This window comes from Corynebacterium sp. NML180780, assembly GCF_007786415.1.
Taxonomy (GTDB): domain Bacteria; phylum Actinomycetota; class Actinomycetes; order Mycobacteriales; family Mycobacteriaceae; genus Corynebacterium; species Corynebacterium gottingense.
Window position 1 is genome coordinate 23610 of the sequence record NZ_VNKN01000012.1, and the last position, 16696, is coordinate 40305.

12 protein-coding genes are annotated in these 16696 nt (G+C 67.4%); 9 read left to right on the top strand and 3 right to left on the bottom strand.

Annotated features, from left to right (window positions below; genetic code table 11):
- The first annotated feature begins 7 nt into the window (after positions 1 to 7).
- Positions 8 to 1495, top strand: a complete 1488-nt coding sequence (locus FPP74_RS09295) for a cell wall metabolism sensor histidine kinase WalK (RefSeq protein ID WP_095554195.1) — start codon at positions 8 to 10, stop codon at positions 1493 to 1495.
- Here the strand turns inward: FPP74_RS09295 and FPP74_RS09300 are convergent.
- A complete protein-coding gene (locus tag FPP74_RS09300; protein ID WP_095546726.1) occupies positions 1492 to 1893 on the bottom strand; it encodes an HIT family protein in 402 nt (133 codons plus the stop codon). The two genes, FPP74_RS09295 and FPP74_RS09300, sit on opposite strands and share 4 nt — an antisense overlap.
- 31 nt (positions 1894 to 1924) lie before the next feature.
- Here FPP74_RS09300 and purD point away from each other — a divergent pair, with 31 nt between their 5' ends.
- A complete protein-coding gene (gene purD / locus FPP74_RS09305; protein WP_144718157.1) occupies positions 1925 to 3190 on the top strand; it encodes a phosphoribosylamine--glycine ligase in 1266 nt (421 codons plus the stop codon).
- A 23-nt stretch (positions 3191 to 3213) separates the two neighbouring features.
- The gene (gene purB / locus FPP74_RS09310) at positions 3214 to 4644 is read left to right on the top strand and encodes an adenylosuccinate lyase (RefSeq protein ID WP_144718159.1); all 1431 of its coding nucleotides are present in this window, start codon (positions 3214 to 3216) and stop codon (positions 4642 to 4644) included.
- Between the two features lie 201 nt (positions 4645 to 4845).
- On the opposite strand, the gene FPP74_RS09315 is transcribed toward purB, so the two are convergent.
- Entirely contained in the window at positions 4846 to 5550 is a 705-nt protein-coding gene (locus FPP74_RS09315; protein WP_144718160.1) for a hypothetical protein, read from the bottom strand.
- 37 nt (positions 5551 to 5587) lie between these two features.
- Here FPP74_RS09315 and FPP74_RS09320 point away from each other — a divergent pair, with 37 nt between their 5' ends.
- From FPP74_RS09320 to FPP74_RS09330, 3 genes are read left to right on the top strand one after another with little or no spacing between them, the layout of a single operon-like run.
- Positions 5588 to 6484 (top strand): phosphoribosylaminoimidazolesuccinocarboxamide synthase, encoded by an 897-nt coding sequence (locus FPP74_RS09320; RefSeq protein WP_095536342.1) that lies wholly within the window; start codon positions 5588 to 5590, stop codon positions 6482 to 6484.
- 25 nt (positions 6485 to 6509) lie between these two features.
- Entirely contained in the window at positions 6510 to 8615 is a 2106-nt protein-coding gene (locus FPP74_RS09325) for a S9 family peptidase (protein WP_144718162.1), read from the top strand.
- A 5-nt stretch (positions 8616 to 8620) separates the two neighbouring features.
- Complete coding sequence (locus FPP74_RS09330) at positions 8621 to 9304, top strand: DUF2334 domain-containing protein (protein WP_144718165.1); 684 nt, start codon at positions 8621 to 8623, stop codon at positions 9302 to 9304.
- 18 nt (positions 9305 to 9322) lie between these two features.
- On the opposite strand, the gene FPP74_RS09335 is transcribed toward FPP74_RS09330, so the two are convergent.
- Complete coding sequence (locus FPP74_RS09335; protein ID WP_144718167.1) at positions 9323 to 13291, bottom strand: ExeM/NucH family extracellular endonuclease; 3969 nt, start codon at positions 13289 to 13291, stop codon at positions 9323 to 9325.
- Between the two features lie 192 nt (positions 13292 to 13483).
- On the opposite strand from FPP74_RS09335, the gene purS reads away from it, so the two are divergent.
- From purS to purL, 3 genes are read left to right on the top strand one after another with little or no spacing between them, the layout of a single operon-like run.
- A complete protein-coding gene (gene purS / locus FPP74_RS09340; RefSeq protein WP_095278703.1) occupies positions 13484 to 13714 on the top strand; it encodes a phosphoribosylformylglycinamidine synthase subunit PurS in 231 nt (76 codons plus the stop codon).
- Positions 13711 to 14391 (top strand): phosphoribosylformylglycinamidine synthase subunit PurQ, encoded by a 681-nt coding sequence (gene purQ / locus FPP74_RS09345; RefSeq protein ID WP_095278702.1) that lies wholly within the window; start codon positions 13711 to 13713, stop codon positions 14389 to 14391. Before purS ends, purQ begins: the two co-directional genes overlap by 4 nt.
- A 6-nt stretch (positions 14392 to 14397) precedes the next feature.
- Positions 14398 to 16680 (top strand): phosphoribosylformylglycinamidine synthase subunit PurL, encoded by a 2283-nt coding sequence (gene purL / locus FPP74_RS09350; RefSeq protein ID WP_144718169.1) that lies wholly within the window; start codon positions 14398 to 14400, stop codon positions 16678 to 16680.
- Positions 16681 to 16696 lie beyond the last annotated feature (16 nt).

A 16696-nucleotide genomic window follows, 5' to 3' on the forward strand; every position in this document is an offset into this window, starting at 1 on the left:
GCGGTCCATGAAGGCGAAGCAGAAGCTCGCGGCCTGGTCGTACAACCAGGCCGCGCGGCCGTTGCAAAAGCAGCTGGTGTCCCTGGTGGTCGTGGTGGCCACCCTGGGCATCGTGCTGAGTTTTGCCACGGTCTTCTTCCTGATGCGCGGCATCCTCATGCAGCGCGTGGACGACCAGCTGCAGGAGGGCCTGGACAGCTGGGCGGGGCAGGGCACCTGGATCCCGTCAATCGGCGTGCCCAGCGAGTTTGCCCAGGCGACTTGGTTCCCCGGCTACCCGTACCCGTTCTCGCGCTACACCCCGCGGGGCAACCCGCCCGACTGGGAGCAGCTGACGGTCCTGGACCAGGCGCGCACCATCGGGTCGAAGAACGTGGATAGTTCGGCGTCGCTGACGCAGTGGAGGGCGGTGGCGTCGAAAAGCGATGACGGCACCATCACGCTGGTGGCGAAGCGGCTGGAGTCAGAAAACCGCATTCTGCGCTGGCTCGCGGTGGTCGAGACGAGCCTGGGCGCGATTGCGATCCTGGCGATCGCCATCGCAGCGAAGACGCTGGTGAGAAGGTCGCTGACGCCGCTGCGCGAAGTGGAAGACACGGCGCTGGCGATCGCGGACGGCGATGTGGACCGCCGCGTCCCCGCCTGGTCGCGCGACACCGAGGTGGGCAAGCTGTCCTACGCCGTCAACACGATGGTGAGCCAGCTGCAGGACTCGGTCAATGACGCGCAGGGGAAAGAGGAGCAGATGCGGCGCTTCGTCGGCGACGCCTCCCATGAGCTGCGCACCCCGCTGACCAGCCTGCGCGGCTACGCCGAGCTCTACCGCAAGGGCATGGCCCCCGACGCGGACATGGTCATTGACAAGATCGAGGAAGAATCCGGCCGCATGCAGCTGCTGGTGGAGGACCTGCTCGCGCTCACCCGCGCGGAGGGCACCCGCCTGGACCGCAAAACCGTGGACATGCAAAAGGTCGTGGACTCCGCGGTCTCCTCGGCCCGGGCCGCCTACCCGGAGCGCTCCATCGAGGTTGACAACCAGTGCGCCCGGCCGCCGATGGTCAACGGCGACCCGGACCGCCTCCACCAGGTGCTCATGAACCTGATCAACAACGCGTTCAAGCACGGCGGCTCCGACGTGGATGTGACCATCACGCTGCGCGAAAACCTGGACCGCATCGTCATCGAGGTCGCGGACAACGGCCGCGGCATGGCGGAGGAGGACGCGGCGCGCATCTTCGACCGCTTCTACCGCGCGGACGCGTCGCGCCACCGCGCGGGCGGCGGCGGCTCCGGCCTGGGCCTGGCAATCACCAAGTCGCTCATCGAGCAGCACGAGGGCACCATCACCGTCGACACCGCGCCGGGCGAGGGTGCGACGTTCAAGATCTCGCTGCCGCTGCTGCGCGAGGTCAATGGCGCGACAACGACAAAGGCAACGAAGGCGACAAAGGCTGCGCAGCCAGCCAAGGACGCCAAGACGCCGGAAAAGGACTAGTTCAGCGCCGCGCGGAGCGTCTCCGCGGCCGCGTCCATCTTCGCCGGGTCGGTCTCGTCGGCGCGCATGACGGTGGACAGGTTGTAGCCCGACATGTCGTTGGCGGGGAAGACGTGGATGTGCGCGTGCGGCACCTCGAACCCGGCGATGAGGTAGCCGGCGCGCTCGCACTCGAACTCGCTGACAATGGCGGCGCCGATGCGCTGCGCCACCGCATTCATCTTGGCCCACAGTTCGGGCTCGAGGTCGGTCCACTTGTCCACCTCTTTGACCGGCACGACCAGGGTGTGGCCGTACGCGATCGGCTCGATGGTGAGGAAGGCGGCGACGTCCTCGTCCTTGTACACGAAGCGTCCGGGGATCTCGCCGTCAATGATCTTTGTAAAGACTGTGCTCATACACTCAAACCGTACCTGTAAGTTTGAGGCCATGCGCATCCTTGTTATCGGTTCGGGCGGCCGCGAACACGCCCTGCTCAAAGGTCTGTCTGGCAACGAGCTCGTCGTCGCACCCGGCAACGCGGGTATGTCGACGCTGGCCAAGCAATTGCCTATCGACGCCACGTCGCCCCAAGCCATCGTCACCCTCGCCCGCGACGAGCAGGCGGAGCTCGTGGTGATCGGCCCGGAGGCCCCGCTGGTCACCGGCGCCGCCGACGCCCTGCGCGAGGCGGGTATCCCCGTCTTCGGCCCCACCAAGGCCGCGGCCCAGCTGGAGGGCTCGAAGGCATTCGCCAAGGACGTCATGGCCGCCGCCGGCGTGCGCACGGCCCGCGCGCTGCGCGTCGCGCCGGAGGAGGGCGCGGCGGGCGTCGAAAAGGCTCTGGAGCAGTTCGGCCCGAACTACGTGGTCAAGGACGACGGCCTGGCCGGCGGCAAGGGCGTAGTGGTCACCACGGACCGCGCCGAGGCCGCGGCGCACGCGCAGGCGGTGCTCGAGGCGGGCAACCCGGTCCTGTTCGAGTCCTTCCTCGAAGGCCCCGAGGTTTCCCTGTTCTGCCTCGTCGACGGCGAAACCGTGGTCCCGCTGCTGCCCGCGCAAGATCACAAGCGCGCCTACGACAACGACGAGGGCCCGAACACCGGCGGCATGGGCGCCTACACCCCGCTGCCGTGGCTGCCGGCGGACGGCGTGCAGCGCATCGTCGACGAGGTCGCCGCCCCCGTCGCGCGCGAGATGGTCAACCGCGGCACCCCCTACCAGGGCCTGCTTTATGTCGGCGCCGCGTGGGGCCCGGAGGGCCCGGCCGTGGTGGAGTTCAACGCCCGCTTCGGCGACCCGGAGACCCAGGCCGTGCTGTCCATGCTGGAGACCCCGCTCGCCGAGCCGCTGTACGCTGTGGCCACCGGCACGCTCGCGGATCTGCCGCCGCTGAAGTGGAAGGACGGCTACGCCGCCACGGTCGTGCTCGCCGCGGAGCACTACCCGGCCAGCCCCGCCAAAGGCGACGCGATCACGGGCGCGGAGCTGGACAACCCGGAGAAGGTGCTGCACGCGGGCACTGCGCGCGGGGATGATGGGTACGTCTCCGCGGGCGGGCGCGTGCTCAACGTGCTCGGCCACGGCGCGAGCCTGGAGGACGCGATCGCGGACGCCTACCGCGTCATCGAAGGAATCGAGATGCGCGGGTCCTTCTACAGGAAGGATATTGGGCGGCGTGCGGTGGCGGGTGAGGTGAGCGTCGAGAAGCACTAGCCCCCTGTGCGATACTTGGGGGCGTGACTGAGAAGCCTGCAAACCCCAACGTCCTGTCCAACCGCTACGCCTCGCCGGAGATGGCGAGGCTGTGGAGCGCCGAGCACAAGATCATCCTCGAGCGACAGCTGTGGATCGCCGTCATGCGCGCGCAGCGTGAGCTCGGCGTGGAGATCCCGCAAGAGGCTATCGACGCCTACGAGTCCGTCATCGACCGCGTCGACCTGAGCTCCATCGCGGAGCGGGAGCGCGTCACGCGCCACGACGTGAAGGCGCGCATCGAGGAGTTCAACGCGCTCGCCGGCTACGAGCACATCCATAAGGGGATGACCAGCCGCGACCTGACCGAGAACGTCGAGCAGCTGCAGATCGTGCGCGCGCTCGAACTGGTCCGCGGCAAGGCGGTCGCGCTGCTCAAGGCCGTGGGCAACCGGGCGTCCGAGTACAAGTCGCTGGTGATGGCAGGCCGCTCCCACAACGTGGCGGCGCAGGCGACCACGCTGGGCAAGCGCTTCGCGTCCGCAGCCGACGAGATCCTGGTCGCGGTCGACCGCATCGAGTCGTTGCTTGACGGCTACCCGCTGCGCGGCATCAAGGGCCCGATGGGGACGGCGCAGGACATGCTCGACCTCATGGGCGGAGACGAGGCGAAGCTCGCCGAGCTGGAATCCAAGGTGGCCGGCCACCTGGGCTTTGACACGGTCTTCGACTCCGTCGGCCAGGTCTACCCGCGCTCCCTGGACTTCGAGGCGATCTCCGCGCTGGTCCAGCTCGGCGCCGGGCCGTCCTCGCTGGCCACCACGATCCGCCTGATGGCCGGCAACGAGACGGTGACCGAGGGCTTCAAGGAAGGCCAGGTCGGCTCCTCCGCCATGCCGCACAAGATGAACGCGCGCTCCTGCGAGCGCGTGGGCGGCTTCCAGGTCATCCTGCGCGGCTACCTCACCATGGCCGCTGACCTGGCCGGGCAGCAGTGGAACGAGGGCGACGTGTTCTGCTCCGTCGTGCGCCGCGTCGCGCTGCCGGATGCCTTCTTTGCCATCGACGGGCAGCTGGAGACCTTCCTCACCGTCCTCGACGAGTTCGGCGCGTTCCCCGCCATGATCACCCGCGAACTGGACCGCTACCTGCCGTTCCTGGCCACCACCCGCATCCTCATGGCATCCGTGCGCGCCGGGGTGGGCCGCGAGACCGCACACGAGGTGATCAAGGAAAACGCCGTCGCCATGGCCCTGGACATGCGCGAGAACGGCGCCGAGCAGAACCTGGTCGAGCGTCTTGCCGACGACGATCGCCTGCCGCTGGACCTCGCGCAGCTTGAGGAGGCCCTCGCGGACCGGCACGCGTTTATCGGCGCGGCAGAGTCGCAGGTCGACCGCGTGCTCACGCGTATCGACGCCCTCGTGCACAAGTACCCCGACGCCGCCAACTACCGCCCGGGCGAGATCCTGTAGCTCGCCGCGGCCGGGGGGCGGCGGGCGTGTTTGGCGCGGTCGGTGCAGTCTGCGCGGTCTGCGTGGTCTGCGTCTAAATGGAGCTAGCTCCGTTTGGGGGTTGTGTTGATCGGCGACCTGGGGTTTTGCTGGTTTCTCGCGCGTAGATGGAGCTAGCTCCGTTTGGAAGGAGCAGCGCCGACCGCCGACCCGGGGCGGGGTCTACTCCGCCCAGCGGACGCCGGTGGCGTCGAGGCGCACGCCGGTGGCGGGAACGCCGGGGTCCACGCGGCGCTCCCAGGATGCGAGCGCGGTGGTGTAGGCGCGGCCTTCCTCCAGGTCAGCGGTGTAGCCGGAGGGGGCGCCGCTGCCCATGTCGCAGTACGCCTCCGCCGCGGACGGCGAAGCGGCCCCAGGCACAGCACCAGCGCCAGACCCAGCCCCAACACCAGCCCGCGACCCAGAACCCGACCCCGCCCCCAGGCCCGTGCCGCTGCCCGGCTGGGATGGGACGGAGTTGGCGGTGAGGGTTGTGGAGGGGGCGGGGGTGGCGTCGATAAGCGAAAGCTCCGGCACGGGCACCGTGGGGCCGGTGGGGTTGCTGCCGATGGCGACGGGCGTGAGCGTGACCGGGAAGCAGGTGAACGCGGCGAACCGCTGCGGGTCGGGCGAGCGGAGGTTGTTGGCGGCTTGGGTGCCGGTGATGCGGCGCGGGCGCTCGACGGTGACCTCCCACTGCACCTGGGTGCCGGTTGCGAGGTCCTCGGTGGCGACGCGCGCGGTGTCGCCGAAGCGGAGGACGGCGTTGTCGCGGGTGGGGGCGAAGTCGGGCATGTCGGCGGCGTCCGTGCTGGCGGGTTGCGGCGAGCACGCGGCGAGTGCGGCGACGACCGGCAGCGCGAGCAACACTGGGAGGCGAGAGACCATGCGGAACATGGTAGTGGCGCGGTATATGCTTGGTGCCATGCGTCCAGAGCTTTCTGACTACACTCACCTTTCCGGCGGCAAAGTCCGCGAGATTTACCAGGTAGATGCGGACACCTTGCTCATGGTGGCCTCGGATCGCATCTCCGCGTTCGACTTCTCGCTCGAGCCCGAGATCCCGGACAAGGGGCGGATTCTCACCGCAACGTCGATGTTCTTCTTCGACCTGTTGGACGGGATTCCGAACCACCTCGCGGGGCCGATCGATGATCCGCGGATCCCGGAGGAGGTGCTGGGCCGCGCGATGGTGGTGAAGAAGCTGGACATGGTCGAGTTCGAGTGCGTCGCCCGCGGCTACCTCACCGGCTCGGGCAAGAAGGAGTACGACGAGCGCGGCATGGTCTGCGGCGTGAAGCTGCCCGAGGGCCTCGTCGAGGCGTCGAAGCTGCCGGAGCCGATTTTTACCCCGGCGACGAAGGCCGCGCAGGGCGATCACGACGAAAACGTGACGTTCAAGTACATGGCGGGCAAGATCGGCACCGAGCTGGCGGAGCGCCTGCGCGATCGCACCCTCGAGGTCTACTCGCGCGCCGCCGAGTACGCGGAGACCAAGGGCATCATTCTGGCGGACACCAAGTTCGAGTTCGGCCTGGACAGCAACGGGGAGCTCGTGCTTGCCGACGAAGTCCTGACCCCGGATTCCTCCCGCTACTGGCCCGCCGATTCCTACAAGGAAGGCCAGAAGCAGCCCAGCTTTGACAAGCAGTACGTGCGCAACTGGCTCACCGGCCCGAAGTCTGGCTGGCGCCCCTCGGAAGGCACGCAGCCGCCGGAGCTGCCGGGCTCCGTGGTGGAGGCCACGCGCGATCGCTACATCGAGGCGTACGAGCGCCTGAGCGGCGAGAAGTTCGGCGACTGGCCGGGCGCCAACGCGTAAGCGCGGTGCCCTAGGCTGGGTGCCTATGGATTTCCCCAAGGCACCGAAGCACCCGATCACCCGCTCGTTCCACGGCCGCGACTTCGTGGACAACTACGAGTGGCTGCGCGACAAAGACAGCCCGGAGACGATCGCGTACCTGGAGGCGGAAAACGCCGCCACTGAGCAGGCCACCGCGCACCTGAGCGATCTGACCGACGCAATCTACGGCGAGATCAAGTCGCGCGTGAAGGAAACGGATATGTCCGTGCCGCAGCGCGCGGGCGACTGGTGGTACTACGGCCGCACCATCGAGGGCAAGAACTACGCCCTCTCGTGCCGCGTCCCCGCCGCCGACGACCCCTGGACCCCACCCGAGGTCTCGGAGGAGATGCCCGGGGAGCAGGTGCTTATCGACGCCAACGAGCTCGCCGAAGGCCACGAATTCTTCTCCATCGGCGCCTCCTCGGTCACCACCTCCGGCCGCCTCCTGGCCTACTCGGTGGACACCACCGGCGACGAGCGCTTCGACCTGCGCATCAAGGACCTGGAGACCGGCGAGCTGCTCCCGGACGTCATCGAGGGCGTCTTCTACGGCGCGACCTGGGCCGGCGATGACTACCTGTTCTACGTCCGCTGCGACGACGCCTGGCGGCCCCACCAGATCTGGCGCCACAAGGTGGGCACGGACGCGGCCGAGGACGCGCTGGTCTTCGAGGAGAAGGACGAGAAGTTCGGCGTGGGCGTGGGCGGTGACCGCGCGGAGCGCTTCCTCTACATCCTGTCCTCGTCGTCCCTGACTACCGAGTACCGCGTCGCCCCGCTCGAGGATCCCACCGCCGAGTTCCAGGTAATGCGCCCTCGCGAAGAGGGGGTGGAGTACCACCCGGACTACGCCGCGCTGGGGGACCGCGAGTACTGGCTGGTCACGCACAACGCCGCGGGGCCGAACTTCGCGGTGAGCGCGGTCGCACTCGCCACCGAGCTACCGGACCTGCGCGACCTGCCCGTCATCGTCCCGCACTCGGACACCACCCGCATCGAGGGGCTGGACGTCTACCGCGACTTCGTGTTCATGTCGTACCGCCGCGGCGGGATCTCGCGCCTGGCCGTTGCGCCGCTCACGGGCGAGGACTTCGCTCCCTTCGAGGAGCTGGAGTTCTCCGAGGAGCTCTACACCGCGAGCCTGGCCGGCAACCCGGAGTGGGACGCGCCCGTGGTCCGGGTGGGCTACACCTCGTACACGCAGCCGTCGCAGCTGTTGGATTACCGGGTCGAGGACGGCTCGTTCACCCTGCTCAAGGAGCAGGAGGTTGAGGGCGGTTACAACCCGGACGAGTACGTTGCCGAGCGGATCTGGGCGAAGACTGAGGACGGGGTGGAGATTCCGGTGTCGGTGGTGCGTCGAAAAGCGACTGCCCCGAACGCTTCGCCCACCTTGCTGTACGGCTACGGCTCGTACGAGGCGTCGATGGACCCAGGCTTCTCCATCGCGCGACTCTCGCTGCTGGACCGCGGCATGGTGTGGGCGTGCGCGCACGTGCGCGGTGGCGGCGAGATGGGCCGCAGCTGGTACGACCAGGGCAAGATGCTGCACAAGACGAACACGTTCACCGACTTCATCGCGTGCGCTGACACGCTCATCCAGCTGGGCATTACCGATCCGGAGCACCTCGTCGCCGAGGGCGGCTCTGCGGGCGGGCTGCTCATGGGCGCGGTGGCGAACATGGCGCCGGAGAAGTTCGCGGGCATCCAGGCGATCGTGCCGTTTGTCGACCCGCTGACCTCTATCCTCAAGCCCGAGCTGCCGCTCACCGTCGGCGAGTGGGAGGAGTGGGGCGACCCGTACCACGACCCCGAGGTCTACGACTACATGGCCGGTTACGCGCCCTACGAGAACATCACCGCGCAGGACTACCCCGACATCCTGGCCGTGACTAGCCTGAACGACACCCGCGTGCTCTACGTCGAGCCCGCGAAGTGGGTGGCTAAGCTGCGCGAGCACGCCACCGGCGGCGAGATCCTGCTCAAGACCGAGATGTCCGCGGGCCACGGCGGCGTGTCCGGCCGCTACGCCAAGTGGAAGCAGACGGCGTTCGAGTACGCGTGGACGTTGGTGAAGAGCAAAGCCGTGACGCCTGTGGGAGAATAGCGGGTATGTCTGGTCGCGTTCTCGTCTCAATTTCGTCCATTTTTGATGACACGCTCGATGACGTGGTCCGGATCGTCGAGGGTCTGGACCGCAAGCGCGTGCCGGTGTCGTTGCTGGTCGCGCCGCACATCGACAAGAAGTGGCACCTGGCCAAGGACTCGCGCACGCGCGGCTGGCTCCTCGAGCAGGCCGCGCACCGCGCCCTGCTCCTCAACGGTTTCGACCAGGCGGTGCAGGGCCGCCGCTCCGAGTTCGCGTCGCTCGGCGAGCACGAAGCGCGCCTGCGCCTCACCGGCGCGACCCGCCAGATGGAGGCGCTCGGTTTCCACCTCGACATGTTCGCCCCGCCGCGCTGGCGCATGTCCCCAGGCACACTCGGCGTGCTCCCGGACTTCGGGTTCCGCCTCGCCGTGTCAACGAAGGGCATCTATTCGCTTACCGACGCCACCGCCACCCCCTTCACCCGCTGCCGAAACCTCTCCGTCGGCGAGGGCTACGGCACGGCCAAGTGGTGGCGACGCAACATCATCGCTGCCGCCGTCCGCGGCGCGGAGAAGGGCAACACGATCCGTCTGTCTATCTCCGCCCGCGAGCTGCACAAAAAGAAGGTCCGCCGCGACTTCACCGCGGCCGTCCTGTGCGCCCAGGCCAACGGCGCAGAGCCCGCCGACTACAGGGCGTTCCTGTAGGGCGGGCTTCCTCGCGGCTTACTCAGCGAGGCCTTTAGCGCACCCCAGCTGGTTGAGCAGATCGTTCACCTGCTGCGGCATGAAGTGGTACGCAGCCGCGCCCGCGAGGCCGAGCCCCGCGATAAGCGCAGCGATGATGCCGAGGATCGTGCCGAAGGTGGAGCTGCCGTCCGCGGACGTGCCCTGGTCGCCGCCGTCCTGGACCGGCTTCTGCGGCTGCTTCGGTGCGTCCGGCTGCACCTTGCCGGCCTTCTGGGTGGTGCCGTCGGTGAAGGTGATGACGAGGTTGCCCTCGTCGTCGACCTCGACCTTCTCAACGCCGCGGCCGGCAGCGCCGTCCTTACCGTCTTTACCGTCGGTGCCGTCCTTGCCATCCTGGCCGTCGGTGCCGGTGGCGCCGTCCTGGCCAGCGATCGGCCCAACCTTCTGAGTGGTGCCGTCGGTGTAAGTCACCTCGAGCTCGCCGTCGACGACCTCAAAGCCTGCAACGCCGCGGCCGGCAGCGCCGGTCTCGCCCTTGTCGCCCTTCTCACCGTCCTGGCCGTCTTTACCAGCAGCCCCGTCCTTACCGTCTGCGCCGTCCTTACCGTCGGCGCCATCCTCGCCGCTGGTGCCGTTGACCTTGCCAGCGTTCTCGGCGTGGCCATCGTTGTAGTGGACGATCAGCTCGCCATCCTCATTGATGGCAACGGACTCGATGCCACGGCCGTCGTTGCCGTCCTGTCCGTCCTTGCCATCGCTGCCGTTGGCACCGTTGGCACCGTCCTTGCCTGCGGCGCCCGGCTCGCCGGTTTCGCCCTTGTCGCCCTTGTCGCCCTTTTCGCCTTGCTCGCCCTTGGCGCCGTCCTTACCGTTAGCGCCGTCAACGCCGTCGGCACCGTCTTTGCCTGCGGCGCCGGGGTCACCCTTGTCGCCCTTCTCGCCCTTGGCGCCGTCCTTACCGTTAGCGCCGTCAACGCCGTCGGTACCGTCCTTGCCAGGCTCGCCGGGGTCACCCTTGTCGCCCTTCTCGCCCTTGGCGCCGTCCTTACCGTTAGCGCCGTCAACGCCGTCGGCACCGTCTTTGCCTGCGGCGCCGGGGTCACCCTTGTCGCCCTTCTCGCCCTTGGCGCCGTCCTTACCGTTAGCGCCGTCAACGCCGTCGGTACCGTCCTTGCCAGGCTCGCCGGGGTCACCCTTGTCGCCCTTCTCGCCCTTGGCGCCGTCCTTACCGTTAGCGCCGTCAACGCCGTCCTTACCAGCGGCGCCCGGCTCGCCGTCCTTGCCATCCTGGCCGTCCTTGCCGTCTTGGCCGTCTTTGCCTGCGGCGCCGTCCTCGCCGGTGACCTTGCCCAGGTCGACCGGGTTGTCCTTGTCGTCGGAGTAGGTCACCCAGAGGTGGCCGTCGTCACGCACCTCGGCCTTGATAATGGAGCGGCCGGCGGTGGGTTCTTCGGCGGGGGTGGGTTCTTCGGTGGCGGAGTCGTCGTCAAGCAGCTTCGGATCGACCTTGATGTTGAAGCCGACCTTGACCGGGTCGTGGTCGGAGGAGCGGAACGGGTTGCCGTAGCCGTAGAGCTTGTCGTCGCCGCTGCCGAAGAAATCCTGCGCGTTGTAGTTGCGGCGGGAGTACTCGAACGCGACCGACTCGTCGCCGTTGATGTTCCACACTGCGGAGTCCTGGACCAGGTCTTTTGCGGACACGTTGGCCAGCACGTGGTCGAGGGTGCCGAGTCGGCCGCCGAACTGGTAGGAAGCCTGGTCAAAGTCCTTCTCGTGGTGGACCAGGGAGAAGCCGCCGCCCTCGATGGCGGTGATGGCGTCCTCCTTGGTGTAGGAGTTCAGGTCGCCGAGAATGAAGGTCGGCAGGTCGGTCCATTTGTCTTCCTTGCTCAGGTGATCAATGAGCGCCTGTGCCTGGGCCTTACGAACGTCCGGGTTGTTGCCCTGGCCGTCGCTGGAATCCTTGTCGTTGTTAGCAACGGAGCCCTTGGACTTGAAGTGGTTGACCACGGCAACGAAGTTGTCGCCGCCTTCGGCCGGCTCAAACTCCTGGGCCAGCGGCTGGCGGGCGGTGCCGGTGAAGGCGGTGTCGTCGAAGATCTTGGACTCGCCGACCGGGCGGACCTTGTCCTTCTGGTAAATGAACGCGACGCGGATGTAGTCCTCGTCGGTGCCGAGCTCGGTCGGGGACTTCACCAGGTCCCACTTCTCCTCGCCCGCGGCCTTGTTCAGCGCGTCGACCAGGTTCTGCAGGGTCTCGTCGCGCTTGGACACGTCACCGGTGACGGTCGCCGTGTTCTCAATCTCGGAGAGGCCGAGCACGTCGACGTCGAGCGTGTTAATCGCGGTGACGATCTTGGCCTGCTGGTCCTTGAACGCGTCCTCGGTGTACGCGCCGCGCACCTTGCAGTAGTTGGACCCGACAGGGGTGCCGTTCATGTCCTTGTAAGCCTTGCAGTTGTCCTCATCCTTGCCCAGGGAGTTGAAGTAGTTGAGGACGTTGAAGAAGCCGAGGGAGAAGTCGCCCTTCACGGTGCCCGGCACGTCGATGGACTTCGCGCGGGAGTCCTCCCACGTGATCGGCAGTTCTTCCGCGGTGTTCTTACCGGTGATCGGCTGCAGCGGCTGGAAGCGCCACTGGTCGAAGGAGTAGTCCACAACCACGTCGGTCTGGAACTCCACCTGGTCGGTGGTGCGGATGGACTTCACGCCCTTATCCGAGGTGACCAGGTACGGCAGCGGGGTGTTCTTATCCGTGCGGAAATAGTTCTTGGTGCGGCCGTCGTCCAGGTACACCTCGCGGGCGGACTGCTCGGCCTCGTACTTGCGGTAGCCATCGACGCTCGGTTTGTTCTTGTCGGTGAAGTTGTAGATCGGCTCGGTGCCCGCCACCAGGCCGAGGTCACCCGTGTTGTTCAGGTTGTAGTTGTTGGTCACCGTGTAAGTGCCGGGGCGGACCAGCATGCCCTCGTAGGGCTCGCGGGCGTCGTCGCCGGCCGGGAGCTCGGTGAGCCCCACTGCCTTCGGTGCCTCGAGCGCCTCGTCCAGCTCCTGCTTGGAGGAAACGGTGATCTGGGTCTGGTTTTTAAACTCCGAGACCTTGCCGGTCACCTGGAGAGAGTCGCCGCGCTGCGGGAAGTCGTTGTTCCCGCCCATGTAGACGAAGATGCCGTCGGAGGCGTCGCCGGCCTTCTTCTCTGCGCCGCCGGTGCCCGCGGTCTGCAGGAAGAAGCCGTTCTTGCCGCCCTCGTCGTACACGGCGGTGACCACGCCCTCAGTGGTCACGGTCTTGCCCTCGAGCGGGGAAGCGGCGCCGGTGCCCTGGATCTCAGCGATCGGGGTGATCGCGCCGGGCTCCGGGGCTGGCTGCGCGGGGTCGGACGGGTCAGCGGGGTCGGTCGGCTCAGACGGCACGACCGGATCGCTGCCCGAGCCCTGCGGGGTCGGCGCGGCTGCGTGGAAGTCAGCGGCGTTGTCGTCGGTGTCTACGCCCGCCTCTTTGCGCTGGATGGAGGTGGAGTTCGACGTCCCCTTGGCGGCATTGCCTTCAAAGTTTTTCGCCCCGCCCCAGCCGACGAGGTCGACTTGGTTGCCGGAGGCGTCGGTAAGCACTGCGCTCGCTTCCTTGCCACTGAAGTTGAATTTGCTCTCGTAGTCGGCATTTTCGAGCGGGTTGTCCTTGTTATTGCCCGCGGCACCCTTGATCAGGAAGTATCCGCCCGCGGGCACGGTACCGGAAAGCGTTGCTTTGTTTCCGGAGTTACCGTTGGCGGCCTGCTGGTCGAGCACCCACCCGGCAAGGTCGATGTCCTTGTCGGTGGGGTTGTACAGCTCGACAAAGTCGTTGGAGATGGTCGAGCCGGAGTTGCCGCCGCCCCCGTAGACCTCGTTGATGACTACGTTGGAGCCGTCGGTCGCCGCGTGCGCGGTGGGGACGGTGATGGTGCCGGCTGCGAGCGCGACGATGAACGCTGCGGAGAACCCGTGGTGGTGGTTGAAACGCATGTGGAACCCTTTGCTGAGAAGATGGAGTGATTTCCCAGCTAAAATAACGCCGGTCGCTAGACTGTGCTGGGTATAAACTCAGTAAAAACTTAAAGTTCAGGCATTGTTCATCTGTTGGACCGCTATTGGTTCCCCGGGGGCGTCGGATATACTTGCCCACGTCTGCTGACCTCTGACTAATGAAGGAATCTCATGGCACGTGTCGTGGTAAATGTCATGCCGAAGGCTGAAATCCTGGATCCGCAGGGCCAGGCTGTCCAGCGCGCACTTGGGCGAATCGGGGTGAACGGGGTCCAGGATGTCCGCCAGGGCAAGCGCTTCGAGATCGAGGTGGACGACTCCGTCACGGATGAGGAGCTCGCTCGCGTCGCGGAGACCCTCCTGTCCAACACCGTGATCGAGGATTTCGAGGTTGTTCGATGACGGCAACCATCGGGGTTATCACGTTCCCGGGCACGCTTGACGACGTCGACGCCCTCCGCGCCGTCCGCCTCGCAGGAGCCGAGCCGAAGCAGCTGTGGCACGCCGACGACGACCTGACCGGCGTGGACGCCGTCGTCGTCCCGGGCGGGTTCTCCTACGGCGACTACCTGCGCTCCGGCGCGATCGCCGCACAGGCACCGATGATGGGTGCCGTGGTGGAGGCCGCGAAGAAGGGCATGCCGGTGCTGGGCATTTGCAACGGCTTCCAGATCCTCACCGAGGCCGGTCTGCTGCCGGGCGCGCTCACCCGCAACCAGCACTTGGACTTCCACTGCGTGGACACCTACCTGGAGATCGCCAACGCGGACACTGCGTGGACCTCCCGCTTCGAGGCTGGCCAGAAGATCCTGGTGCCAGCGAAGCACGGCGAGGGCCGCTTCCAGGCCTCGCAAGAGACGGTGCACCAGCTGGAGCAGGAGGGCCGCGTGGTCTTCCGCTACACCGACAACTTCAACGGCTCCGCCAATTCGATCGCGGGCGTGACCAATGAGTCGGGCCGCGTCGTCGGCCTCATGCCGCACCCGGAACACGCGATTGAGCTGCTCACCGGCCCGTCCACTGATGGTCTGGGCCTGTTCGAATCCGCCATCGACGCTATCTCGAAGATCGGAGCGTAAACGACTATGACCGTGCACGACGACACCGTCGAGAACGCGCAAGCGACCCCTGACCTTCAGCAGCCGTACGCGGAGCTGGGCCTGCGCGACGAGGAATACGACAAGATCAAGTCCATCCTGGGCCGTCGCCCCACGGACGCGGAGCTGACCGTGTACTCCGTGATGTGGTCCGAGCACTGCTCGTACAAGTCCTCCAAGGTGCACCTGCGCTACTTTGGCGAGACGATGACCGAGGAGATGGCCTCCAAGATCCTCGCCGGCATTGGCGAAAACGCCGGTGTGGTGGACATCGGCGACGGCGACGCGGTGACCTTCCGCGTGGAGAGCCACAACCACCCGTCGTTTGTGGAGCCATACCAGGGCGCCGCAACCGGCGTGGGCGGCATCGTCCGCGACATCATGGCCATGGGCGCGCGCCCGATCGCTGTCATGGACCAGCTGCGCTTCGGCCCGGCGGATGCCGAGGACACCAAGCGCGTCCTGCCCGGCGTGGTCCACGGCATTGGTGGCTACGGCAACTCGCTCGGCCTGCCGAACATCGGCGGCGAGACTGTCTTCGACGCCGCGTATGCCGGCAACCCGCTGGTCAACGCCCTGTGCGTGGGCACGCTGAAGGTAGAGGACCTGAAGCTCGCCTTCGCCTCCGGCACCGGCAACAAGGTGGTGCTCTTCGGCTCGCGCACCGGCCTCGACGGCATCGGCGGCGTCTCCGTGCTGGGCTCCGCCACCTTCGAGGAAGGCGAGGAGCGCAAGCTGCCGGCCGTGCAGGTTGGCGACCCGTTCGCGGAGAAGGTGCTCATCGAGTGCTGCCTGGAGCTCTACCACGCCGGCGTGGTCGTGGGCATCCAGGACCTCGGTGGCGGCGGCCTGGCCTGCGCCACCTCCGAGCTGGCAGCGGCTGGCGACGGCGGCATGCGCGTCAACCTGGACAACGTCCCGCTGCGCGCCGAGAACATGTCGGCCGCCGAGATCCTCGCCTCCGAGTCCCAGGAGCGCATGTGCGCCGTGGTCACCCCGGAGAACGTGGATCGCTTCATGGAGATCTGCGCGAAGTGGGAGGTGGGCGCCGCCGTCATCGGCGAGGTCACCGACGAGAAGGACCGCTACGTGGTCACCCACGGTGGCGAGGTCGTGCTGGACGCGCCGCCGTCGTCGATCGACGAAGGTCCGGTCTACGAGCGGCCCTACGCCCGCCCTGACTGGATTGACGAGGTTGGGGAGCGAGGGGGCGTCGATAAGCAAGAGGCCCTTTCGGCCGCATGGCTGAAGATGGTGGCCTCGCCCGCGCTGTGCTCGCGCGACTACATCGTGCAGCAGTACGACCGCTACGTGCGCGGCAATACGGTGCAGGCCCACGGCGCGGACTCCGGCGTGCTGCGCATCAACGAGGAGACGAACCGAGGCGTCGCCATCGCTACCGACGCCTCCGGCCGCTACACCTACCTCGACCCGAACCAGGGCGCGCGCCTGGCACTGGCCGAGGCCTACCGCAACGTTGCCGTCACCGGCGCGACTCCGGTCGCGGTGACCAACTGCCTGAACTTCGGCTCGCCCGAGAACCCCGACGTGATGTGGCAGTTCCGCGAAGCAGTGCACGGGCTTGCCGACGGCGCCGCCGAGCTGAACATCCCGGTCTCCGGCGGCAACGTGTCCTTCTACAACCAGACCGGCGAGACCCCGATCCTGCCCACCCCGGTCGTGGGCGTGCTCGGCGTCATCGACGACGTGGCGAAGGCGAACCCGCACGCCGTGCCTTCGACGGAGGAGGAGTTCTCCCTGGTCTTGCTCGGTGAGACCGCCGACGAGTTTGGCGGCTCCGTGTGGCAGGACATCTCCGGCGCGGGTCTGGGCGGCGTGCCGCCGAAGGTGGACCTGGCCAATGAGGAGCGCCTGGCGCAGTTCTTCGCCGACGTCGCCGACCACGGCGGCGTGACCGCCGCCCACGACCTGTCCGAGGGCGGCCTGTCCCAGGCCGTGTTCGAGATGCTGCAGGCCTCCGGCAAGGGCGCCGACCTGGATCTCGCGGCCGTGCACGAGGACGCGTTCACCGCGCTGTTCTCGGAGTCCGCGTCCCGAGTCTTGGTCGCCGTGACCGCAGACCGCGCGGACGCGCTGGTTGAGCGCGCGGATGCTGCGGGCGTCCCGGCCGCGGTGATCGGCAGCACGCGTGCAGACGGCGAACTGCACTTCGGCGGCGAGCAGCTGTCCATTGCGCAGCTTCGCGACGCCTGGGCCGCAACCCTCCCGTCACACTTTGCTGCAGCGCACGCGCCCAACGCGGCGGTGTAGCGCCTAGGCGGGCGTC